The following is a 21,425-nucleotide window of genomic DNA, read 5'->3' as shown; positions in this document are numbered from 1 at the left end:
TATTCGCTAATAATCTGAGTCACTATCTGTTGCAGAAGAACGACGGCGCCGACGACGGGTAGTAATTTCGTTCGCTGCATCATCGTTATAACTAGGTTGAGCGGTTTGTACTGGTGGCGGTTGTACAGGTTGTACAGATGGTACAGATGGTGCAGATTGTATTGGTGGCACCACTTTCCTTGGTATTGGAGCAGGTGTAGAAACTGGTTCAACTACTGGTTCACCCCAAGGTTCTGGTGAGTTATCAATTGGTTGAATACGCTCAACACGCTCAACACGCTCAACCCTAGGTCTAGGTAAAGGTGTTGTAGAAGTTGTTGGAGGCGCCTCAACTTCATAATTAGATGTTGAGGGTACTTGTCCAGGTAGGGTAACGTTGACAATTACCGATTTTTGATTTTTAACTTCGCGGTTGAGACGTATTAATGGTGAAACTCCCATCAACGCATAAACATCCTGCTCATCAGGATTCATTTCGACCGAGACAATTTCTGGCGGTTCGACTACTGGCTTAATTGGGTCAAGCTTTGATATCTTACGCTCACCTCGTTCTGCCCAATGAGGTTTTGAACCAATTGGTGATGGAAGTCCAGGATTATTGTCCATTTCTCCATCTGGTTCGATGTCCATGTCTGAGTCCGAAGTATATGACATGGGACTACTTGGCATACGCGGTTCGGTATTTCCGTTTGCTCCTGGAACACCAATTCGCTGACGGCGCCTAACACGACGATTTTTATCGCCAATTTCGTGATAGCTAGGATGATTTAAACCTACAGAACCATATTCTGATTCTTGCTCGAACGATGATTCAGAAAATCCTTCATAGCTGTCTCTTGGTTCAGCGACTCTTGCCGCAGGCATTCGAGTTTCTCGAATTGGTGTTGATGCCACAAAACGGTCGGGTACTTCCGTTGGTCCAGGTGGTGCTATGCGTGGTTCGCTGTCTCCTGGTAACTGCACAATATGCCCTAAACCGCCACAAGTCGGACAAGTATGTCCAAATAGTTCGTATACGTTTTGACCCTGACGTTTACGTGTTAGTTCGACTAAGCCTAACTCAGTTAATTGAGCAATTTGCGGACGCGCTTTATCAGCTTTTAGTGCTTTATTAAAGTGTTCAAGAACTTGAAGCTGGTCACGCCGTGATTCCATATCGATGAAATCCACTACAATTACACCAGCAATATTACGTAAGCGTAATTGACGAGCGATTTCGGTTGCAGCTTCGCAATTCGTCCATAATACGGTTTCGCGAGCAGTCGCCGAACGTGTAAACGAGCCAGAGTTTACGTCTATAACTGTTAATGCTTCGGTTGGCTCAATAATAATATAGCCACCTGAAGGTAAATCAACTCTTGGTCGAAGAGCTTCTTTAATCGCCGCATTAACACGGAAGTATTCTAAAATGGCGGTTCGGTCGCGGTGATGGTCAATTAACAAACCTTGAGGAGTTTGACCTCCACTCCAGTTTTGTAAATATTGCTTAACTCGTTTTAACCCGGTACTCGAATCAACGACAATACGATTGACATCGGCGCCGTACATATCGCGAAGCACACGCTGAATAAAGTCATCATCGCGATTAAGCAAAGCAGGAGCGCGCGTGCCCCCAGCTTCAAGCTGAATAGCTTCCCACTGTTTTTGTAGTGATTCTAAATCTTCGATTATTGCTTCTTCTGGTTTGCCTTCAGCTTCGGTACGAACTAACAAACCCATTCCCGCAGGTTTGATTAAAATCGCTAGTGCCCGCAAGCGGTTACGCTCGTTTTCATTACGGATACGACGCGATAAATTTACGCCTCTACCATAAGGCATCAATACTACATAACGACCAGGAAGTGTAATATTTCCTGTTAAACGTGGTCCTTTGGTGCCTGTAGGTTCTTTCATTACCTGCACCAAGACTTTCTGCTGTGGCGTCAACAACTCGGTAATTGCTGAGGCTGCCCGCTTTAATCGTAATGGACCCAAGTCTGTAACGTGAATAAATCCATTTCGTTCTGGATCCCCAATATTGACGAAAGCTGCATCAATACCAGGTAATACATTTTCTACAACACCTAAGTAAATATCACCAATTTGGTGATGTCCTGTAGCAACAACAAGCTCTTGTATCTGGTCTTCAGAAAAGACAGCAGCTATTTGATGCTGCTCGGCTATAATAATTTGTTTTGGCATTCAATTTCCTCAAAAAAACCGCAGCACAAATTCTGGAGGTTAATCAGCCGATAACTTCAACGAACACGGTCTGAACTACTTGTAATTTATACTGCTTTATTCAAGCTCGTATCGCTATACATTAAAGGAATTATCGATCTGGACGAACTCCACACTCCTCGTTCATTATGAGGTCACTTTCATGTAAGCAAGAGTAGGAGTATCGCCCTATATTAAGAATAAACGTTCCAGAACGGCTGACATAAATTAAGCAATAAAAATCATTCGTCCTTGGTCAATTTTGATACAATGCTTCATCTACATGATTACATTCTAAAAGTTCTGCTCGATATACAGTCGTGCGAAAAGCAAAAATCTTTGAGCCGAAACCTAAAGTTAAAAGCAACTTAATTAGTATGTTGGTTGCCCAATTTACAAAACTCGTTACAAAATGTAATAGAGTCTGCACTTCGATAACGTAAAGTGTCGAAGTAACCGTTCGGAGGGCGTTTGCGCTTGCGACTGCATTAAAAAAGATAGCTAGAAATTTCTGACGAAGCCTACGATTAGGAAAACTGATTCGCCCTTCTACTCGCGGTACTTGAGTGTTTTTGCTCTTTACACAACTTTGTCTGGGAAAAAATCCGTGCGATAGACACTCCAAGTTCATATAACGCAAGCTCCCCTGATATCAGGGTAACGAATCAGCGGTTCTCACATGCAGCGCCAGAAAATTCCTCTTCATATCATTCTAACGCAACCTTGTCAAAAATCAATTCTTTCAAATTAATTTAGTAATAGTACCACTATTCCAAGCCAAGACCAAGACGATGAATGTGCTGTAATTGATATTCGTCACTAGTAACTTGCTCTAGCATAAACAGAACATGTTCAGGACGCAACAGCATACCATCGTTACGACAACTACCAACATATCGCAAAGTGGCGACATTATTACCGACGTTTGTATCAATTAGTTCTAAATCTAACAAACGTTCACGTAGATTAATTTGTTGGTGTTTGCCTGACTTGGTTATTTGTTCGTACCAAATTTCTGCTCTTGACTTAATTGCGTTAAGTGCTTCACTCAACGTTGAAAAGGATATATCTTTTTCGGTTGCCACAGTAATTAAATACTCAGCAGTTTGTAATAGAGCAGCAGCAGCAGGCGCCTTTAAGTCGATTTCAACGACTTTATATATAGGTATATCACTGGGCAGTACTTCAGAGAGTTTAGTTTTAAAATCCTCTACATCAACAGGTTGCGTTAATTCAAAATCAACGATTTCACCATTACTAGTGGCGCCTAATGGTAAAGCACTAGCGAGAGAAATTCGAGGTAAAGGATGAAAACCACCAGTAAATGCAACTGGTAAACAAGCTCGACGAACCACACGGTCGATTAGACGCATTAAATCTAAATGACTTACCAATGCCATATTCCCAACTTTACCAAACCAAAGCCGCAAACGTTGCACTTTGTTTGTATTGGGAACAAATTGTCCATCAAAAGTCGGGCATTCTAAAGGTTTGATTACTATATTATGACCAAAGTCGGTACTGCAAACGCCACAATGAGAACAGGAAGCAAAAGAACAGTCTGGAACTGTAGCAGCTTCCATTGCACGCTGTAAATCCTCAACCAACCATTTTTTATCGATACCAGTATCGATATGGTCCCAAGGAAAAGCAACAGAAAGAAGTGTATCAGAATTTTGACATTCCATCACATTCCATTCACCATTTTCAACTTGGCGATACTTCCAAGACAAATTGGCTTCGGTAATTGCTTGACTCCAGGCAGCAAACGCACGTTCAACACTTTCGTACCATGAGTCCATGCCGGCGCCTAATTGCCATGCTCGTAGTAAAACTTTACCTAAGCTACGGTCTCCTCTACCAATAAAATCTTCCATAGCAGAGAGGCGAACATCAGTATAATTTACTTTTATACCGCGCAAACGACGAAATTCTTGACGTAAAAGCTTTTGCTTACGCTCAAATTCGGCGGTCGCAACTGAATGCCATTGAAATGGAGTATGAGGTTTAGGAGTGAAATTAGAAATAGTTAAGTTGAACTGTATAGGCTTTCTACCTTTACCTCGACACTCGCGTTGTAGCCAAGCCACAGTTTCAACGATACCAACTACATCAGCATCAGTTTCGCCTGGTAAGCCAATCATAAAATAAAGCTTAATTTTATCCCAGCCTTTTTCCCAAGCTGTTTTGATGCCACGTAAAAGTTCTTCGTTAGTGAGACCTTTATTAACGATATCGCGCATTCGCTGAGTGCCAGCTTCTGGGGCAAAAGTTAAACCACTTTGCCGAGTTCCACCCAGTATATTAGCGATATTTTCATCAAACCTGTCTACCCGTTGGCTTGGTAAAGAAAGCGAGATATTTTCATCCTTTAAGCGGTTTCTTATTTCCATCCCAACTGCGGGCAAAGAAAGATAATCAGAACAGCTTAGTGATAGTAAAGAAAATTCATTATAACCTGTGAAGCGCATCCCCTTTTCAATCGCTTCTACTACCTTCGATGGTTCAACATCGCGCGCAGGACGGGTAAGCATTCCTGGTTGACAAAATCGACATCCCCTTGTACAGCCACGACGAATTTCGATAGTTAAACGGTCGTGAACAGTTTCAACGTAGGGCACAAGTCCAATTGAGTACGCAGGAATTGGGGTAGCAACTCGGCGTAAAATTCGTGTCGGCACATCTGGACTTAAAGCACGTACCGAACCTGACTCTACTTGCTCATAAAATCTGGGTACGTATACACCAGGTATTTGAGCAAGGTCTAGTAATAATTCTTCACGATTGAGATTTTGCGCTTTGCCTTCTTCCAGAACCATGCCAATTTCGGGTAACAGTTCTTCGCCATCGCCAAGGGCAATAAAATCGAAGAAATCCGTATATGGTTCTGGATTCGACGTTGCGGTTTGTCCACCAGCAAAAATTATTGGGTAATTTCCGTTATCTCGTTCGCTTGAAGTTAGAGGGATACCTGCCAAGTCAAGCATTTCGAGAATATTCGTGGCGCCTAGTTCGTAACTAAGACTAAAACCAAGAATATCAAAGTCAACGAGCGACCGTTTAGACTCGACAGCAAACAACGGCGTTTGGGTTTGACGTAATTTTGCTGCTAAGTCTGGTGCTGGTAAATAAGCGCGGTCGCAAAGGATGCGAGGTTGGGCGTTCAAAATGTTGTATAGGATAATATGTCCTAAATTTGAGGCGCCAACTTCATAGATTTCTGGATAGGTGAGACAAAAGCGAACATTGGCTGAATGCCAGGGTTTGTGTATTGCTCCCAACTCGTTACCGAGGTATCGGGCTGGTTTAAGAATATCCGAAGTTATTAATTCTTGTACTGCGAAAGCCACGTTATGCTATCTTACTCGTACTTTAATTTACAGCTATACCACCTCCAACATAGCATTTATTAGGGTTTTCGAGATGTCTCAAATATAATCCTAGTAACTGGGCGTTGGTGTATTTGGTACTCTCTAAGCTGCGATTGAACAAAAGCGTTTACTTAATCCTACAAGGAATTACACGCTTGTCAATGCAGTTTCGTCTGCCAATATTTCAAATACACCATCAAGCTGAGTTAATTCAAAAATAATACGTAATGCGGGAGAACAAGCGCAAATGCTGAATCGCTTATTGGTCGCTTGAGCAACCTTGAGGGCAGAAACTAAAGCCATCAACCCTGCGCTATCCATCGACTCTACTGATGCTAGGTTAACCAGCATGGCGCCATATTCGTCTTGTCTCAAAGCTGCTGTTAAATCGCGTTCAAACTCTAGAGCGTTAGCTGCGTTCAAGCTACCTTGGGGACGAATTACGGACAACTTGCGATTACTAAGTACTGCTTGCATATTTAAATCCTTATTACCTAATTTAAAGCACTCATACTTTAAAGATAGATGTATTTGACCATAAACCTTTTTTCATCGCATCGACCATTCGTATTACATCTCTTTGCCGAATCTTTATTTAATAACCCCTAACGCTTAAAGATTACCAAAACCTCAAATCATTCTGTATTTAATTATACTTTTATCAGAAAATTATTGATTAAATTTTACACAGCAGAGTTTATTTACTTGACCTTAACCTTTATTTAATGGCGTATACAGCAAGTCATTAGTTATGATAATGGAATTCATTTATTAGCTTTATGAACTAAGCTTAAAGCATAAAAAACAAATATTTCACTCTTAAGACAGATGAGCCTTCAATAAAATACCACATTTGATATTACATATGAACCTCAAAATTAACAAGGTACCTGTTGTGATTAAAATCACAGATGGGCATACACCTCTATCACTTTTTATACAAAGCCGTGCCTGGGATAATAACTAACATAAGAATTAGGATTGTGCGAAAATGAGAACGAAGTACGCGATTCGTCAATTGGTAGAACAAGCTCTGAATATTAAAAAACTCACCCCAGAGATAGAAAACGAGATTAATTACGAATTAACAGAGATGGGTTATATTTCGGATGTAGATTATGAAGCATTAGAATTGCTTATGGCTGAGATGGATGCGGGTCGAATTAAGTTGGTAGCTAGCTACTAAGTTGTTGTGTAAGTTAATATGAGCGTCATGGATAACCAAAAACGAAACCCTTCACGCTATTTGTGAAGGGTTTTTAAATTATTTGTTTTAATGTAAAATTAATTTATATTTTTGATTTAGAAATTTAATGGTATAATTATGACCTTGGAGAATCATGTTGATTCCAGAGGCGTTGAATAAAACTATGAAGTCGTTGTTTTGCTGTAATTTCGAGGTTTAGCTGAGATTCTTTAGCAAAAATTTCGCTGAAAAAGGAAATCACCTCAACATCCAAAGCAGGTTGAAATAAATTTATTGACCAGAGTAAATCGGAACTCGAGCGTAAATCGGTAACTTGAGGGGGTTCAATATCAAAGTCAGCGAGCAATAAAGGACGCACCCAACCTAGCTGACGCTCTTTCACAATTTGAATGAGTTCAGTATATAAGCGCTCTTGACCGCATTGTAAAAATAAAATTTGTCCTGTTTGAAAATCTAGGTTCTTATTCATATATACCTAGTTACGTATGCCAAAATACCAATCAAAAGCACTTTAGTATTGACGATTACCATTATATCGTGCATATCAGCCCATAGGCGTAATAATTTCAACCTTCGAGAGCATTCGCTATTGAGTACGCTAAAATAAGTAAACAAGTGTTAAGCTTTCCCCGTATAGAGTCTCATTTGTAGTATTTGAATAAACGATTCTTAGAACTGTGTCAGTAGAAACCATTGAAAAACCTTCAACTACCCGGAAGCTGGCGCCTCGATACCGCGTCTTGCTTCACAACGACGATTTCAACTCAATGGAACACGTAGTGCAATCGCTCATAACTACAGTACCGGGTCTCACACAACCGCAAGCTGTTAGCATAATGATGGAAGCACACACCAACGGTCTTGCTTTGGTCATTACCTGCGCGTTAGAACACGCCGAGTTTTATTGTGAAACTTTAAAAGGTCATGGGTTGACTAGTACTATAGAGCCAGATGAGTAGTCAAGGGACAAGTTAAGGGACAGGCTTTCTATGCCTGTTCCACAAGATAAGCATGAAAATTAATATAAGTTGGTTAGCTAAATATTCTGCCCCAGTGCGAATTACTGGGTTTTTGGTATGTTTAGCAATAGTTTGGCTACCTGTTGCGGCGCCAATATACTTACTAGTACGCGATGCTAATTTAGTCACTATTTTAACAATGGGGCTATTAGCAATCGAATTTTTTATATTTTTGCCATATTGGAGTACAAAAGTACATCAACAGCCAAGAATATATAAACATGTAGGTTTAGAGTTTTCCAAAAAAAACGGGTTTGAGCTATTGCGGGGTTTGGCGATAGGGTTAATAAGTATTGAGTTATTATTCCTTGTGCAAGGAATATTAGGTTGGTTAGAATGGCGCCAAGCGAATTCTTACGTATTGAGATTTATTATTGAAGCCATACCCACAGCATTTGGAACAGGGATAGCAGAGGAATTATTCTTTCGTGGTTTTTTATACGACGAATTAGAACGCGACTATAAACCAAACATAGTCCTTTGGGCAGTTGCAATAATATTTCCTGTATCGCACTTTATAAAACCGATACCAGAAATAATTCGTACATCACCACAATTTTTAGGTTTATTGCTCCTAGCATTAATATGTATATGGGCAAAACGTAGTTGTAACGGACGTTTAGGATTAGCAATAGGTATTCATGCTGGGTTAATTTGGGGATGGTACGTTATTAATGTCGGAAAATTAATTACATATACAGGCGCCGTGCCAGTATGGGTGACAGGAGTAAACGATAATCCCCTAGCAGGTATAATTGGGTTAAGTTTTTTAGTAGTATTAGCGTTACGAATGCGCGCTCGATTATAAAGGATTACGAATAAAACCACATTTCCCACTGACACAAACATTCGCCACTCCTTCAGAAAAACGGCGAACTTCATCAAACTGTGGTTCAATGACTAATTGACCACCTTTATTGATATAACCCCACTTGGCGCCGACCTTAACTTGAGCTAACCCTTCACTGAAAGCAGTAGCATCTTCAAACGTTGGTTCTATAATAATTTTACCTTCACGGTTTATGTAGCCATATTTATCGCCAACTTTAATTTTTGCTAAATCATCTCTAAACTCAGAGGCGCCATCAAACTTAGCGGCAATTACAAACTTACCCTGTTTATTAATAAAACCATACTTCTCGCCCATCTTGACAGGTGTTAGTTCATCGCGAAAGAAATTTGCCTCATCAAACTGCGGTTGAATAACAAACTTACCGCTTTTATTGATAAATCCCCACTTCCCACCAGATTTTACCGCCGCTAAACCATTTTTGAATAAAAAGGCGCCTTCAAACTGTGCCTTAATTGCAAATTGACCCTGTTTATTTATATAACCGTATTTGTCATCTAACTTAACAGCAGCTAAACCACCCTCAAACCCAGAGTTAACTTCATCGAACTGCGGTTGAATAACAACTTTACCTTGCCGATTAATAAATCCGTACTTATCACCAACTTTTACAGACACAAGTCCATCACTAAAAAAATCGGGCTGCTCAAGTTGCGGTAAAATCTTAAATCTACCTTCTCTATTTATATAACCCCATTTAGAGTCCAGCTTGACTGCTGCCAAACCTTCAGAAAAATCTAACACCTCTTCAAAATTAGCTTGAATAACGAGTCTACCCCTTTTGTTAATAAAACCGTACTTGTTGCCAATACGGACAGGCGCCAAACCTTCAGAGAACTGCGAACCGTTGTAGAATCTTGCTGGTATACGGTAAAAGGGAATTTTTCTGCCTTGGTCTTGCGCTTTCGTCTCGAACGAGATAGGAGTATTCGCCAATGTAGATGATAAAGTTATCAGGGGAACAGTAGTAGCGATAAATCCTGTAACCCCTAGCTGAAATGATTTAAGTAGTAATTGCTTGTAAAACAGTGCCATGATATACATCTATTAAATATATATCTAGCTTGGCACAAGGTTTAACAAAATTATTTGAGTAATTTTTCGTATATATGTATGTACTTTTTATTACTTTAGTCGAATTTAAATGTTTTCTTGACTCTTGTGGGGTGGGCATCCTTGCCCGCCCTTATATTTGAAACGGGCAAGGATGCCCATTCCACATGAATTGATTACACAAGATGGATAATTTATTTTTGGGCTAATGTTCCGGTAAGGCATGCTTTATCTAGGTTGGCGCCGTTTAGATTGGTACCTTCGAGTTCGGCACAAAGTAAGTTGGCGCCAGTTAGATTTGCTCCTGCTAGGTTTGCTCCACGCAGGTCTGCTTCTTCAAGGTTGGCTTCATTTAAATTGGCGCCTTGTAAATCTGCACGGCTTACGTCTGCACCTTTTAGGTTGGCGCCTGTAAGGTTTACACCGCGCAAATCTGCACCACGTAGGTCTACCCCTTGTAAGTTGACGTTCATGAGGTTGGCGCCACTTAGAAATGCACCTGCAAGTGATACATCGGTGAGTCTAGCACTCATTAAATTTGCACCGCGTAAATTGCTACCACGCAAGTCAGCACCTGTTAAGTCGGCTTGCATTAAATTGGCGCCCATTAAGTTTGCCCGTAAGTCGGTTTGCTTAAGGTTGGCGCCCATTAAATTTGCTCCTTCTAAGTGCCCACCTTCGAGTTTAGAATTTTGAAAGTTAACTCCTACTAAAGTGGCGCCCATTAAAGAAATGCGCGTTAAATCTAGATTCGATAAATCCTCGTCTTCTAAATCACTACCCGATACATTTTTGAGTGTGCCGTTACGAATTGCTTCTATATTCATTTGCGATTTATATACGAGAAATTATTTCTTGGCTTGCTTTATTTTCACTTTCTAAACGAGAATCGAGCAACCACATGCCAGCACTGGTTTTTGGTGCCAATAAAGGTATTTCGAGTCCTTGTTGTAAACCCATAACTAGTAAGGTTAGAGCTTCGATTAATTTTGGGTCAAACCGTGTTGATTGTTGCTGGCTACATTCTTCTAGTGCTTGAGTAAATATCTCTTGCGTATTTATACCATCAATAGATTTTTTATGATTTATTCTCAACTGAAAGTCTGATAATAAAGCCAAAATTCTTGATTCTAAAGGAATTTCATCCCCTATTAACCCTGCTGGTTCACCAGTACCATTCCACCATTCGGTTTGATGGGCGATAATTTGAGCTATGGCACGTAACCTTGGCATTGTTCGTAATACTTGGGCGCCAGGTACTAGTGGGCAAGTCAGGGGACAACTTGGTGCATCTTCTTGGTAGCGATGAAAGCTTGTTGCTAATTCACTTTGGGCACGTTGCAATGGGTCGATACGATGTAGTAAAGCAGCAAGACGCAAACGCTTAATTTGCCATGCTGGTAAATCGAGTAATTGCCCCATTGTTTCAGCGAGTGCCACAACTTCGGATGCTGCCATTGGGTTTGTAATATCCGAGAAGTCCATTATTTGCGCCATCCGTAGAAACGCTTGGATTTCGTTGGACACCAAGTTATTGTCTAAAAGTTGTACTTTTGTATTTTTTTGCTCTGCTTGTAAATAGTCAACGACGCGCGAGACAACTGCATTTAAATCTTCGGGTGTAGCTGGGTGTGTCTGAATTGCGTTTTGATATTCAAATAACTTTTGTCCTAGTTCGGGGTCATAGCTATTTATATGAGAAATTGCTACCTTGGCAGTTTCTTTGACTAATTCTGGCTCGAATGTCCACAACCCGTAAAATTTCCTTTCCAAATCGTTTTGAGGAACTCCCGCTACTCCATAATCTGACTCAGAAAGTTCTTGACAAAGAACCATTGCTGTGTATTTAGAAGAAAGAATAATTAAGTGCCATTCCTCTGATACTGGGTCTTTGCTGTCGAGTGATACTAAGTCAAGATTAGGTAGTTGGCTTGTGGAATGGGAATTCCATCCGCTATCAGGCGCCGCCATAATTACAACATGTCCAGCGTTTTTGGTAATATCTGCATATCGTTCGGCTTCTTGCAGGTACCACTTACCCCGCTGGAAAGCTGTAATTATTAAAGGTTTGCTTTTATCGTTTAATATATGGTCTTCTAGAGCATGACATAGCGAAACTAAGGTGTTTTTAAAATACACACCGAATCGTATCGGTCGTTTACTATGACGATGATTCGCTTCAAGTTTTTGTAAAATAGAGCCTTCGAGCATGGTGGTAGTAAAAATAACCTTTACGGGGGCGCCTGGGATGTATATAGATAACTATAAACGTTCTTTACTAATCAAACAATCTTATATATACTTAGCCTGTTGCCGTTTGATGCAATTAATTTTGACGACTTGTAGCACAGGCTTCTAGCCTGTGCAGTAGATATAATTTTTTAAAGCACGCTCGTCACAAAGGGCACAAAGAGAAGATAAAAAAGAAGTTAATACTAGCCTACCCAGCAAAATTAATTACATAAAGTACCACATCTATAAAGTAGATACAATACTCTAATCAATTATAATATCAAGCTTAAATGCCTAGCTAAACATGAATATTCATAATAAAACTATCGCGAAAATAACCCAAATGCCAGACTATTTGGTAAAGAAGTCAGTGAGTATATCGACTACTTACTAAGGAAACACGCTAAAGAAGATATTTCCGACTCAATTTATTACAGTTAAAATTTCTGTATTATCAATATAGGCAGCAAACAATTCATTCAAAATAGTTTCTCTCTCAATTCCATTACTACTACTTATAAACCTTTCTACTTCGATAGAACCATCATTAAAAAACTCTATTTCCCAACGTTGTCCTGGAATTGCCACCATTACCATTATCGCTTCTTCCCGGTGATGAGCTAATGCATAGTGTATTTTATATCTTTCCAACTGCCAATCGAAAATTGGTTAGCTTTATAAATCCATTACTATTCATCTATCAAACATTTTATCACTTAGTAATTTACGAATTGTCCTAAAACCTGCTAGATTGGCTTCTGCACCATCTTCTATTTGTTCCCAAGTTGTATCACTCAATTCATCCTAACTAGGTGCATTTTCAGGTAGTTCAACTTGCCTAATACTACCTTTTTTTAGCTTGAGAATTTCAGATAGTTTTAAGAAAGCGAACCTATGTGGTGGAATATTTTTAACTCCTTGTATTACAAATTTAAACGCAAATAATTAATAGAGACGTGATAAATCCCTGCGGGAAAACCTCCGGTTTACACGTCTCTACATTTACGATTAAACGCCTACTAGTTGTTTTTGTTTGTTCTCGATAGGTGCCGATAATGCTTCTTCTAGAGGGGCACATCCTAAGCGTTCTTCTAGAATTTTCATAACTTCGCGTCCGAAGTCGTTGGGGTTACGGTTCCAAGCTTGTAAGCAAACTTCACCAAAGAAGGAACCAAGCGGTTCGGGGTTCCACAGTAGTTTCTTGGCTGTCCACGGCATTAAGCTCATGGGGTCGTAACCTGGTTGAAGAATATTTTCCTTGAAAGCATATTCTTCTAAGTGGGTATGAGGTTGTAAACCAATAAAGAATATAGCCGGTTCGACTTTATCGGCGCCAAATATTCTTTCGAGTTCACGATGATATGCAATGGTTTGACGAATTGTTTCGGGACGTTCGTCAATGACGTTGAATGAGTAGTTGACTGATACTAGGTCATTGAAACCAGCAGCTTTTAAGTCGCGACAGTTTTGTAGAACTGTACGTAGGTTGTAACCCATTCGCATTTTCCGCACGAGTTCTTGGGAACCACTAGTTATACCAATTTCAAAATAGTTCATCCCAGTCTTGACCATCAAGTCCGATAATTCAGGTGTAACATTATCCGCGCGAATGTATGCTGCCCAATTAATATCGGTCATTCCAGAGTCAACGATTTTCTGTAGTAACTCAATTGCATCATCGATAAATCTACGTGCAGGAATAAATTGAGCATCGGTAAACCAGAAGTTACGAACTCCTCTGTTATATAGCTGACGCATTTCCGCTACTACTTCGTCTGCTGGGTTGATACGTACTTGTTTACCTTCAACCACGGTGTACACGCAATAACAGCAGTTATGTGGACAACCGCGTTTGGTTTGAACACCAATATAAAAGTCTTTCTCTGACAAGTAGTAGTTAAACTCAGGCCAGATGCTTTCTATATAGTCGTAATTGCAAGCTGTTTTTTCGAGTGGAGTTGGTTGTTCGTGAATTAAACGGTTTCTAGGCGCCTGTTCTCCAACAACGTAACATCTCTCGTCGCGGAACTCTCCACCACTTAATAATTTACTAAGTAGTGTTTCACCTTCACCAACCGAAACAATTGTTCCATTTGGTAGACTTTTATTAAGTTGTTCATAGAATACACTAACGGCGCCACCACCGACCATAGCTCTGGCTTCGGTATGATATCGCTGTGCTAGCTTTAACCCGCGCTTAACGAGTCCGAGGTTACGCCATAACTCGACGTAGTAAGCGATAAAAATTCGTAAACCACCCAAGGCGCCGCGTAATTTGATAAACGGATTTTTAGCATAGTAAAATTCAAAGGCGTTTTGGAGTGGGTTGCCACCACGTCCACCGACTGGAGCATAAATTTGAATATCCCGCCATGAAAACACGAGCAAAGTCGGTTTAAATTCATCAATACAGCGGTCTAACGCCGAGGTGTAATCCAAAGGTGGTACAGTACCTAAGTCAAAAATCCGCTGTTCGATATTGGGAAACTGCTTGTGAACGTGGTCTGATAGATAAACAACCCCAATGGGGAAGATGGGGTTACAAGGAAGGCGAACGTAAAGTATTCGCTCGGATGTATGTTGCTGGGTTTTAACTTCCATCTTGCCGTGGGTAATGAGGATAAAGTGAGTAATCTTATATAAAAGTGTAAATATATTTTGATTTATGTCGCATACTTCTATCTTAATTGACTAATCGACCCGGCGCCGATTATTAATCGCGATTGCTGCGTACATCAACCAATAAAAGTTAGGTACAGTCGCGCTTACTGCTACACCCAGAGACATTAGAACTAATCGTGACTCAATACTTGCTACACTCAATGGTTCAAATAGGTAAATTCAATGTATTGAAAGTGCTTTTTACATTGCTTAAAAATCTGTAACATATAGTGTATAATTGCGGAAAAGGCATATATTTTTACGAAAATTTCATAAATATACTTCTACTTAAGACAGTTCTTTACGTGTAATGCATGTCTTTAGGTAGATATGTCGTAGAAAATTTAAGTTGGTATTCACAGTTACAGCATGTGGGGATCACCCAGTGTTAGCTTGACAGGTGTAATGTAAAATTGTGGCGTAAAGCATCGAGCGCGATTATGGCTCAAATATTAGACTCCTTACCACCTGAGCAGCCTGGAAAAATTCTCTGCTGCTACGTCAATGCCACTAGTAAAATGCAAGTGGCACGCATTAGTGATGTTCCGAACTGGTACTTTGAAAGAGTTGTCTTTCCTGGACAAAGACTAGTTTTTGAGGCACCACGTGAAGCTCACTTAGAAATTCACACGGGAATGATGGCAAGCGCTATTTTATCGGATAACATCCCATGTAATAGTCTTTCTTTTGATGACGCAGTTGATGGTAGTGACTCACAACCTGTTGATAGCACTATCAATAACAAAACAAATGTACCACCAATTTTAACAAAACCTGAAGAAACAGCAAAACCTTTAAAAGCGCTTGTTTAGCATCAAGTTGTTTTAAAAATGATTTTCAAAAATGATGGGTTGCTATCCTTAAGCAACCCTATTTTATTTAGTATCGACGGGTTCAGTTATATCCTGGTAAGTAGTGAAACATTTTAGTTAACCCGCCCTTACACATGAATTTGCCTTCGTTTATTTGGTTGTGGAAAATCGCTGCTTGGTCAATGGGGTTATCCGTACTGGCTTATTTTTTTCTGGCAGTATCGGGTGCGTGGATGTTTTACACTCGCACAGCACAAAACTCCCCATTTAGCAATGCTTTTAGTAATATATTTACTGATAAAGCAGGGGGTATGCGTTTATTTCATTATGTAATGGGCGCCTGTATGGTAGCGCTTGTGCTATTACTTTTAGCAATTGGTATAGTTGGCACACTAGGACACTTTGGAACGCTTGGACATTCTTCGCACCTAGTCGCTGGACTAATAGTAGTGTTTTTAGTATTAATTTCTGCTTTTAGTGCAACTCAAATTGGCGCCAAGCATCACTGGGCAAGACCTTTACATATAGGCACCAATTTTATTTTATTTGTTGGCTTTGTCTGGGTTTCTGTGACTGGTTGGGATGTAGTACAAAAATATTTACCCTAACGAGAGTCACCACACAAGAAACTAGCAGGCGCCCATCCAAGTTTACCCTTATAGGAAACATGCCACCACCATTTACTATCTTGGGCATATTCCCCACCCTTTAATGAAACTTCTTCACCATTGGGAATTTCTCGAATTTGCTCATAATTTTGTCCGGGGCCAGTACGTAGAAACAAACTACCAGTGTCACGGTTAGTACATACTGTTGCTGAACCTTGGATGCGTGATGCAAAGCTTGTAGTACGCCCCATTCCCGGCCCCTTGGAGGCACTTGCTGGTAATGTTGATGTCAATATTAAGGCGCCTATTATTAATTTAGAAAACATATATTTTATATATTTGATATAAGAAACCCGGCTTCTATTAAAAAAAAGTAATTAAAATTACGAATAAAGTTTTGCTGAAGCCATAAAAAACTCATAATCAATAGGCAGTTACAGCAAAGTCGTTACGATATATATATAGAGCAGCGACCTAGAAGCAACTTTGATTATGACGACAACTAACTCCACAAGTGTACAAACAACGATTTTTCGACTATCACCTCTAATTAGAATTACTCTTTTGTCCTTGTATGTAGCACTTACGGTTCCTTTACCTTTTTTGGCACAAGCTACTAAGGCGCCAACACCTCCTGCATTACTATGGGTAGGAATCAGTATTGGCTTAGTAGGTTTGTATGCAGTATTGTGCGAACGAGTTATTGTTGACGACGAATCAATTCAAGTAACATACCCAAATTGGGTGCCACGCTTTTTCCGCAAAGGATGGTCGTTACCGTGGTCACAAGTCAAAGCATTAAAACCCCGTACTACTGGTCAAGGTGGTTTGGTTTATTATTTTCTTAGTAAAGAAGATAAAGCTTATTTATTGCCAATGCGGGTAGCTGGTTTCGCGCGTTTGGTAAAACTAGTACAAGAAAAAACTGGTATTGATACAAAAAACGTGTATCCACTCGCACAACCTTGGATGTACGCTATTTTATTAGGATTTACAACACTACTTCTATTAGTAGACGCTTGGACAATTACAACTGCTTTGGGACAACCTTTGTAGTATAGGTTTATAGGCTGTACATAAAGTCTATTAGGACACAGAGAGAAAGGAATAAGGCGCCGATGAGGAAATGTCTCTCTGTGTACTCTGTGGCTCTGTGGTAAAAAGAATTACTATTAAAGTTTGTTTTTAGGGTAAGCACTAAAGTGCTTATTACGAGAATGCACACCATCTTTCGGCTTGAACAGGTTAGCTTGAATGTAAGGCTTAATGTTAATAGTAAGGAGAGTTTAGCTGGGTACTCTATTCTTAAGGATATTTCATTTGAGGTACCTACAGGCGCCCGCGTTGCAATTGTTGGGGCAACTGGTGCAGGTAAAACATTTTTACTACGTTTGTTAAATCGTTTGAGTACACCAACTAGCGGTAAAATTTATTTTGATAATCAAGATTATTCTCAAGTACCTGTACAAAAGTTACGTTCTGAGGTTGTATTGGTACCTCAAGAGTCTAGGTTATTGGGTATGACGGTAAAAGATGCTTTGTCTTACCCTTTAGTTTTGCGTGGTTTACCCAAAACTGAAATTACTCAACGTGTTAGTCAATGGGTTGAATTGTTACAAATACCTGATGATTGGTTGGGAAGAACTGAAGTACAACTTTCTGTCGGTCAAAGGCAGTTGGTTTGTATTGCACGCGCTTTGGTTATTCAACCTAAAGTTTTGTTGCTCGATGAACCAACTTCTAACCTTGATGTTGGTACTACACAAAGATTATTACAAACGTTTAAAAAGCTAGTAGATACAACTGTTTTAATCGTTAATCATCAACTCGATATTGCTTCGAGTTGTGACAACGTTATTCATCTATCACAAGGGCGCCTGATATCAAATCAACGTGCTTGCGATATAAACTGGGAACTACTAAAAGCATCTATTATTCAAGCCGAAGCTGAAGATGATTTTATTTAAGAAAGTAGTTTATTTTAATTAATTACCTGGGTACACTTACTGTTGATGCTTGGACTGGCAAGGAGCGCTCTTTCGCTACTTTGGAGTGCGAATTCGTCAAACTCGTATTCAATAATTCCATATTAAATCTATACCCTACGTTGCGGATTGTTTGAATTAAACTAGGCTGACGTGGGTCGAGTTCAACTTTTTTCCTCAGTGATAATACGTGTGTGTCAATGGTACGGGGATTGTCGATGGCATCGGGCCATGCACGACGTAGTAATTCAGAGCGACTTAGTGGCACACCGCTAGCTTGTGCTAGAACATACAGCAAGCTAAACTCTTGGGGTGTTAAGTCAATGAATTCCCCCTGAAACCGGACTCGACGCTGGACTAAATCGATTTGCAGTGACCCGTAGTCTAAATATGCAGGCGCCACAGGAGTGCGCTTGCGACGAATCAAAGCTTCGGTGCGTGCAAGAAATTCTTGCATTCCAAACGGTTTGGATAAGTAATCATCGGCGCCGGCTTTAAGACCTGCGACGACATCACCTTCAGCACTACGGGCAGAAAGCATTAGAATTAACGGTTGCTGCTGACGAGTTAGCCAGCGACAAAATTCCATACCATCACCATCAGATAAATCAGCATCGAGAATAATTAGCGTTGGCTGGTGACTGAGAAAAACTTCTCTAGCCTGATAAATACTCGCAGCTTGATGCACTCGATAGTCAAGCTGTTGCAAATGCCAGCCTAGCAAAGACCTCAAGTGCGGATTCCCCTCAACAATTTCGATACATACCAAACCCACAGTGGCAAGACCCCTAGCGCGTCTATAGAGTTTCAAGGTATCAAAGCCTTGTATAAAGGTTTTGTAACCGTTGTTACTTCAGTTGTAAATTATTCAATAATAACTGCCTAAAATTAGCGTTAAGTTTTATATCAATCCCTTGTTAACACAGCGATTTATCTCAATTGTTAAATTTTTGTGACACTACCAGGCTCCGGAACGGCTCTTGTGGGTGAAATTGGACAATTATGACTCAATATGGCGCAGCGAGCGTTGTTTTTAACACCAAAGCTTACGCATTTAGCTGCTGAATACATATTAACCACGTTAACTGCCCAGAAAAAAAGTTACAATTATTCCATAATATTATCGATGCAAGAAACGATTTTCCATGCATAATAATAAAAATAACTTTGCACTCATACCTGTTCCCATACTTCTGGAATAGGATGGGAATAGACTGTAGCTTATGGTAAGTGTTCTCTGAGGGAGATATATTAGCTATGAATTGATGTCAAAATGGTTTCAGTACTTCACTTTTTAGCTTGAATATTTTACAATTCTCATTCCAAACAGATTTCTAAAGCAGCTATGCTCCAAGACACACAGACCATCCGCTTTTATCAAAGAATAACCGATGCCTTCGTCGAGTTATGGAATCGCGGCTATCGGACGGACGATATGCGGATGTATTTGGATGGCTATCTAGCCTCATTGCGACACAGTAATGCAATTGAACCTTACTTGATTCATCGCTTAGAGGAGGAAGCCACTCGCTACTTATATGATGTATCTAATTTTGCAATGACAATGACGCAGCCTGAGCCAGAACACGATTACTATTAGATGTAACAAAGGGTTAATGCGCTTTTGACCGAGACATTAACCAATAGTTCATCAACGCAGATGATTGTAGCACATCATCTGCCTTTGTCAATAGTAGCAACGGTGTGAAATTTTAGGAATATCCCTAATTTTGTTTTAATTTAATAACCCCAGCCAGATAATAATCTATCTATAGATTCAAGCTTAAGTGGCTGGGGTTATTTGTGGTTTAAAAGCAAACTAGATAATTAAGAAGCTAGTGCAACTTCCACCATCTGCTGTAATTCGCCTTTTTGGTAAAGTTCAATCAGGATATCGGAACCACCTACGAACTCTCCGTTAATGTAAACTTGAGGGATTGTAGGCCAAGCTGAGAATTCTTTTATACCTTGACGAATATCAGCATCACTCAAAACGTCAATTGTTTCAAAAGGGACGCCAAGAGTATTGAGTATTTGGACTACGTTGTTTGAGAAACCGCACTGAGGCATTAGCTTGTTGCCTTTCATGAATACCATGATTTTATTTTGCTTAATCAGGTTTTCGATACGCTGTTGTAATTCTGGTGTCATGGTTTTTCCTTAATTTGTTTAAATTAGCTTTGTGAGGTTGTTTGCCAAGACTCAGGGGTGTATGTTTTGAGTGCTAAGGCGTGTATTGCCTCACTAGACATAGCCTGCTGTACAGCACGATAGACTAACTGGTGTTGCTGTACTAATCCCTTGTTTGCAAACTGCGATGAGACAACTGTCACATCAAAATGCTCGCCATCTTGACTTTGAACATTAACTTGGGCATCAGGAAGTGCTGCCTGAATCATTGCCTCAACTTGAGAGGGGCTTATCATCGCGCTTGTAGTCGCTCAAAACGTCATTATCTATTATTAACAAATTATTGCTGGTTGTTTGATTGAAAATGTAGAGACGTGACATGTGGCGTCTCTTATATAATATATTTGTATTAAAAAAAGTAGTTTGCAACGGATACAACGGATGTAACGGATGGGTTATTGGTAACGAACAAGGCTTTATATTTTATGAATCAATTGAATCAATTATCCGTTACATCCGTTTATTATCCGTTGCCGGTTATTTGGAGGAAGTGTTGCTGCCGCGTGGGAATGGAGCATTAACAAATCCGAGTTCCAAAAGTTGCTGGTAGGCTCTTTTACCTAGGTCTCGCGTTGGGTTTTGGCTTCTAACGATTTGTACTAGTAGTGGGACAGCGAGTTCAGGTTTGTTTTGAGCGCGGTGTACGACTGCGAGTTGATAAGTAGCTTGGTCGCGCATTTGGGCACTTTCGAGTGCTTTTTTACGCTGTTCGTCAGCGATACGGTTATCTATGCCAGAAAAACTAGCGGTGAGTTCTTGATAGAAGTTTGATAGCTGGTTGAAAACAACGCGCGCTTCTTGAAGTTTCTTAACTGCACTATCATAGTTTTGGGAAGAAACGGCGCCTTCAGCTTCAGACATCAATCGTTTGCCACCTTCCATGCTCAAGACACTGCTGGTTTGACCTGATGGACGCAGGTTCGACGGGTCGTTGGGGTCAATAGGTTGTGCTTGGTTGGAGTTTGGAGTCAGCGTTTGCGCTTGTGCATGAATTGGTGATAACAGGCTAAGGGCTGCTATCAACGATAAACAAGTGAAGCGAACCCTCGTGACAGTTGCAGCTTCTTTCATGAGTATATTTTCTTGGGACAACTAAGTAAAATTATTGGTTTAGAAAAATTAGAACTTCGCGTATATTAACTCTGTTTTGCTTTTTGACAAAGCAAAGCTACATACAACGGTTTCTTTTATTTAGACTCACAGTTTATTGAAGCATGTTCCCGTAAGCAATATTGCAC

At 40.1% G+C, this 21,425-nt stretch carries 24 protein-coding genes; 8 read left to right on the top strand and 16 right to left on the bottom strand.

Annotated features, from left to right (window positions below; genetic code table 11):
• Positions 1–6 precede the first annotated feature (6 nt).
• From rne to DSM106972_RS03030, 4 genes are all read right to left on the bottom strand, one after another.
• Complete coding sequence (rne, locus tag DSM106972_RS03045) at positions 7–2,181, bottom strand: ribonuclease E (protein WP_127078683.1); 2,175 nt, start codon at positions 2,179–2,181, stop codon at positions 7–9.
• 274 nt (positions 2,182–2,455) lie between these two features.
• The gene (locus DSM106972_RS03040) at positions 2,456–2,830 is read right to left on the bottom strand and encodes a hypothetical protein (protein ID WP_127078680.1); all 375 of its coding nucleotides are present in this window, start codon (positions 2,828–2,830) and stop codon (positions 2,456–2,458) included.
• A gap of 136 nt (positions 2,831–2,966) precedes the next feature.
• Positions 2,967–5,549, bottom strand: a complete 2,583-nt coding sequence (locus DSM106972_RS03035; protein ID WP_127078678.1) for a TIGR03960 family B12-binding radical SAM protein — start codon at positions 5,547–5,549, stop codon at positions 2,967–2,969.
• Between the two features lie 168 nt (positions 5,550–5,717).
• Positions 5,718–6,047, bottom strand: coding sequence for an STAS domain-containing protein (locus DSM106972_RS03030; protein WP_019493938.1), 330 nt, complete (start codon positions 6,045–6,047; stop codon positions 5,718–5,720).
• 514 nt (positions 6,048–6,561) lie between these two features.
• Between DSM106972_RS03030 and DSM106972_RS03025 the strand changes: the two genes are divergently transcribed.
• The gene (locus tag DSM106972_RS03025) at positions 6,562–6,756 is read left to right on the top strand and encodes a hypothetical protein (RefSeq protein WP_073619354.1); all 195 of its coding nucleotides are present in this window, start codon (positions 6,562–6,564) and stop codon (positions 6,754–6,756) included.
• 136 nt (positions 6,757–6,892) lie between these two features.
• Here DSM106972_RS03025 and DSM106972_RS03020 read toward each other — a convergent pair whose 3' ends face one another.
• Positions 6,893–7,246, bottom strand: coding sequence for a hypothetical protein (locus DSM106972_RS03020; RefSeq protein ID WP_127078676.1), 354 nt, complete (start codon positions 7,244–7,246; stop codon positions 6,893–6,895).
• Positions 7,247–7,454: 208 nt separating this feature from the next.
• Here DSM106972_RS03020 and clpS point away from each other — a divergent pair, with 208 nt between their 5' ends.
• The gene (clpS, locus tag DSM106972_RS03015) at positions 7,455–7,736 is read left to right on the top strand and encodes an ATP-dependent Clp protease adapter ClpS (RefSeq protein WP_073619352.1); all 282 of its coding nucleotides are present in this window, start codon (positions 7,455–7,457) and stop codon (positions 7,734–7,736) included.
• A 52-nt stretch (positions 7,737–7,788) separates the two neighbouring features.
• A complete protein-coding gene (locus DSM106972_RS03010) occupies positions 7,789–8,604 on the top strand; it encodes a type II CAAX endopeptidase family protein (protein ID WP_127078674.1) in 816 nt (271 codons plus the stop codon).
• Here the strand turns inward: DSM106972_RS03010 and DSM106972_RS03005 are convergent.
• The 6 genes from DSM106972_RS03005 to DSM106972_RS54730 all read right to left on the bottom strand — a co-directional run bounded on the left by DSM106972_RS03005 (position 8,599) and on the right by DSM106972_RS54730 (position 14,754).
• The gene (locus DSM106972_RS03005; protein WP_158632755.1) at positions 8,599–9,681 is read right to left on the bottom strand and encodes a WG repeat-containing protein; all 1,083 of its coding nucleotides are present in this window, start codon (positions 9,679–9,681) and stop codon (positions 8,599–8,601) included. The genes DSM106972_RS03010 and DSM106972_RS03005 overlap by 6 nt on opposite strands.
• A gap of 212 nt (positions 9,682–9,893) precedes the next feature.
• On the bottom strand, positions 9,894–10,526 hold the full coding sequence (locus DSM106972_RS03000) for a pentapeptide repeat-containing protein (protein ID WP_127078670.1): 633 nt from the start codon (positions 10,524–10,526) through the stop codon (positions 9,894–9,896).
• 7 nt (positions 10,527–10,533) lie between these two features.
• Positions 10,534–11,910, bottom strand: coding sequence for a DICT sensory domain-containing protein (locus tag DSM106972_RS02995; RefSeq protein WP_127078668.1), 1,377 nt, complete (start codon positions 11,908–11,910; stop codon positions 10,534–10,536).
• A 444-nt stretch (positions 11,911–12,354) separates the two neighbouring features.
• Positions 12,355–12,582: a hypothetical protein gene (locus tag DSM106972_RS02990; RefSeq protein ID WP_201800665.1), complete on the bottom strand. Its 228-nt coding sequence runs from the start codon at positions 12,580–12,582 to the stop codon at positions 12,355–12,357.
• A gap of 357 nt (positions 12,583–12,939) precedes the next feature.
• Positions 12,940–14,532: a photosystem II high light acclimation radical SAM protein gene (locus tag DSM106972_RS02985; RefSeq protein ID WP_127078664.1), complete on the bottom strand. Its 1,593-nt coding sequence runs from the start codon at positions 14,530–14,532 to the stop codon at positions 12,940–12,942.
• Between the two features lie 90 nt (positions 14,533–14,622).
• Positions 14,623–14,754 (bottom strand): hypothetical protein, encoded by a 132-nt coding sequence (locus DSM106972_RS54730; RefSeq protein ID WP_267901045.1) that lies wholly within the window; start codon positions 14,752–14,754, stop codon positions 14,623–14,625.
• 278 nt (positions 14,755–15,032) lie between these two features.
• On the opposite strand from DSM106972_RS54730, the gene DSM106972_RS02980 reads away from it, so the two are divergent.
• Together DSM106972_RS02980 and DSM106972_RS02975 are read left to right on the top strand one after the other, a co-directional pair.
• The gene (locus DSM106972_RS02980) at positions 15,033–15,404 is read left to right on the top strand and encodes a DUF1830 domain-containing protein (RefSeq protein ID WP_127078662.1); all 372 of its coding nucleotides are present in this window, start codon (positions 15,033–15,035) and stop codon (positions 15,402–15,404) included.
• A gap of 134 nt (positions 15,405–15,538) precedes the next feature.
• Positions 15,539–16,012 carry a DUF4079 domain-containing protein gene (locus tag DSM106972_RS02975; protein ID WP_127078660.1) on the top strand — a complete coding sequence of 158 codons (474 nt, stop codon included), beginning with the start codon at positions 15,539–15,541 and terminating at the stop codon, positions 16,010–16,012.
• Here DSM106972_RS02975 and DSM106972_RS02970 read toward each other — a convergent pair.
• Positions 16,009–16,338 (bottom strand): SH3 domain-containing protein, encoded by a 330-nt coding sequence (locus tag DSM106972_RS02970; protein ID WP_127078658.1) that lies wholly within the window; start codon positions 16,336–16,338, stop codon positions 16,009–16,011. The genes DSM106972_RS02975 and DSM106972_RS02970 overlap by 4 nt on opposite strands.
• Before the next feature lie 166 nt (positions 16,339–16,504).
• Here DSM106972_RS02970 and DSM106972_RS02965 point away from each other — a divergent pair, with 166 nt between their 5' ends.
• Together DSM106972_RS02965 and DSM106972_RS02960 are read left to right on the top strand one after the other, a co-directional pair.
• Positions 16,505–17,068, top strand: a complete 564-nt coding sequence (locus DSM106972_RS02965; protein WP_127078656.1) for a hypothetical protein — start codon at positions 16,505–16,507, stop codon at positions 17,066–17,068.
• Positions 17,069–17,229: 161 nt separating this feature from the next.
• A complete protein-coding gene (locus tag DSM106972_RS02960; protein ID WP_127078654.1) occupies positions 17,230–17,979 on the top strand; it encodes an ABC transporter ATP-binding protein in 750 nt (249 codons plus the stop codon).
• A 22-nt stretch (positions 17,980–18,001) separates the two neighbouring features.
• Here DSM106972_RS02960 and DSM106972_RS02955 read toward each other — a convergent pair whose 3' ends face one another.
• Positions 18,002–18,772, bottom strand: coding sequence for a response regulator transcription factor (locus DSM106972_RS02955; protein WP_127079133.1), 771 nt, complete (start codon positions 18,770–18,772; stop codon positions 18,002–18,004).
• Positions 18,773–19,342: 570 nt separating this feature from the next.
• Between DSM106972_RS02955 and DSM106972_RS02950 the strand changes: the two genes are divergently transcribed.
• Positions 19,343–19,597 carry a DUF6761 family protein gene (locus DSM106972_RS02950; RefSeq protein WP_026093369.1) on the top strand — a complete coding sequence of 85 codons (255 nt, stop codon included), beginning with the start codon at positions 19,343–19,345 and terminating at the stop codon, positions 19,595–19,597.
• Positions 19,598–19,824: 227 nt separating this feature from the next.
• On the opposite strand, the gene grxD is transcribed toward DSM106972_RS02950, so the two are convergent.
• The 3 genes from grxD to DSM106972_RS02935 all read right to left on the bottom strand — a co-directional run bounded on the left by grxD (position 19,825) and on the right by DSM106972_RS02935 (position 21,258).
• Positions 19,825–20,148: a Grx4 family monothiol glutaredoxin gene (gene grxD / locus DSM106972_RS02945; protein ID WP_127078652.1), complete on the bottom strand. Its 324-nt coding sequence runs from the start codon at positions 20,146–20,148 to the stop codon at positions 19,825–19,827.
• A 23-nt stretch (positions 20,149–20,171) separates the two neighbouring features.
• Complete coding sequence (locus DSM106972_RS02940; RefSeq protein ID WP_127078650.1) at positions 20,172–20,423, bottom strand: BolA family protein; 252 nt, start codon at positions 20,421–20,423, stop codon at positions 20,172–20,174.
• Positions 20,424–20,664: 241 nt separating this feature from the next.
• Complete coding sequence (locus DSM106972_RS02935; RefSeq protein ID WP_127078648.1) at positions 20,665–21,258, bottom strand: hypothetical protein; 594 nt, start codon at positions 21,256–21,258, stop codon at positions 20,665–20,667.
• Positions 21,259–21,425 lie beyond the last annotated feature (167 nt).

The organism is Dulcicalothrix desertica PCC 7102, assembly GCF_003991905.1.
Lineage (GTDB): Bacteria > Cyanobacteriota > Cyanobacteriia > Cyanobacteriales > Nostocaceae > Dulcicalothrix > Dulcicalothrix desertica.
The sequence above is the reverse complement of the archived record's forward strand: the minus strand, read 5'-3'. Positions and strand labels throughout refer to the sequence as shown.

Excerpts from the sequence above, each read along its gene's own strand:
- rne (WP_127078683.1), bottom strand. The coding sequence starts at position 2,181 with ATGCCAAAACAAATTATTATAGCCGAGCAGCATCAAATAGCTGCTGTC.
- DSM106972_RS03040 (WP_127078680.1), bottom strand. The coding sequence starts at position 2,830 with ATGAACTTGGAGTGTCTATCGCACGGATTTTTTCCCAGACAAAGTTGT.
- DSM106972_RS03030 (WP_019493938.1), bottom strand. The coding sequence starts at position 6,047 with ATGCAAGCAGTACTTAGTAATCGCAAGTTGTCCGTAATTCGTCCCCAA.
- DSM106972_RS03025 (WP_073619354.1), top strand. The coding sequence starts at position 6,562 with ATGAGAACGAAGTACGCGATTCGTCAATTGGTAGAACAAGCTCTGAAT.
- DSM106972_RS03020 (WP_127078676.1), bottom strand. The coding sequence starts at position 7,246 with ATGAATAAGAACCTAGATTTTCAAACAGGACAAATTTTATTTTTACAA.
- DSM106972_RS03010 (WP_127078674.1), top strand. The coding sequence starts at position 7,789 with ATGAAAATTAATATAAGTTGGTTAGCTAAATATTCTGCCCCAGTGCGA.
- DSM106972_RS03005 (WP_158632755.1), bottom strand. The coding sequence starts at position 9,681 with ATGGCACTGTTTTACAAGCAATTACTACTTAAATCATTTCAGCTAGGG.
- DSM106972_RS03000 (WP_127078670.1), bottom strand. The coding sequence starts at position 10,526 with ATGAATATAGAAGCAATTCGTAACGGCACACTCAAAAATGTATCGGGT.
- DSM106972_RS02995 (WP_127078668.1), bottom strand. The coding sequence starts at position 11,910 with ATGCTCGAAGGCTCTATTTTACAAAAACTTGAAGCGAATCATCGTCAT.
- DSM106972_RS02985 (WP_127078664.1), bottom strand. The coding sequence starts at position 14,532 with ATGGAAGTTAAAACCCAGCAACATACATCCGAGCGAATACTTTACGTT.
- DSM106972_RS02980 (WP_127078662.1), top strand. The coding sequence starts at position 15,033 with ATGGCTCAAATATTAGACTCCTTACCACCTGAGCAGCCTGGAAAAATT.
- DSM106972_RS02975 (WP_127078660.1), top strand. The coding sequence starts at position 15,539 with ATGAATTTGCCTTCGTTTATTTGGTTGTGGAAAATCGCTGCTTGGTCA.
- DSM106972_RS02970 (WP_127078658.1), bottom strand. The coding sequence starts at position 16,338 with ATGTTTTCTAAATTAATAATAGGCGCCTTAATATTGACATCAACATTA.
- DSM106972_RS02965 (WP_127078656.1), top strand. The coding sequence starts at position 16,505 with ATGACGACAACTAACTCCACAAGTGTACAAACAACGATTTTTCGACTA.
- DSM106972_RS02960 (WP_127078654.1), top strand. The coding sequence starts at position 17,230 with ATGCACACCATCTTTCGGCTTGAACAGGTTAGCTTGAATGTAAGGCTT.
- DSM106972_RS02950 (WP_026093369.1), top strand. The coding sequence starts at position 19,343 with ATGCTCCAAGACACACAGACCATCCGCTTTTATCAAAGAATAACCGAT.
- grxD (WP_127078652.1), bottom strand. The coding sequence starts at position 20,148 with ATGACACCAGAATTACAACAGCGTATCGAAAACCTGATTAAGCAAAAT.
- DSM106972_RS02940 (WP_127078650.1), bottom strand. The coding sequence starts at position 20,423 with ATGATAAGCCCCTCTCAAGTTGAGGCAATGATTCAGGCAGCACTTCCT.
- DSM106972_RS02935 (WP_127078648.1), bottom strand. The coding sequence starts at position 21,258 with ATGAAAGAAGCTGCAACTGTCACGAGGGTTCGCTTCACTTGTTTATCG.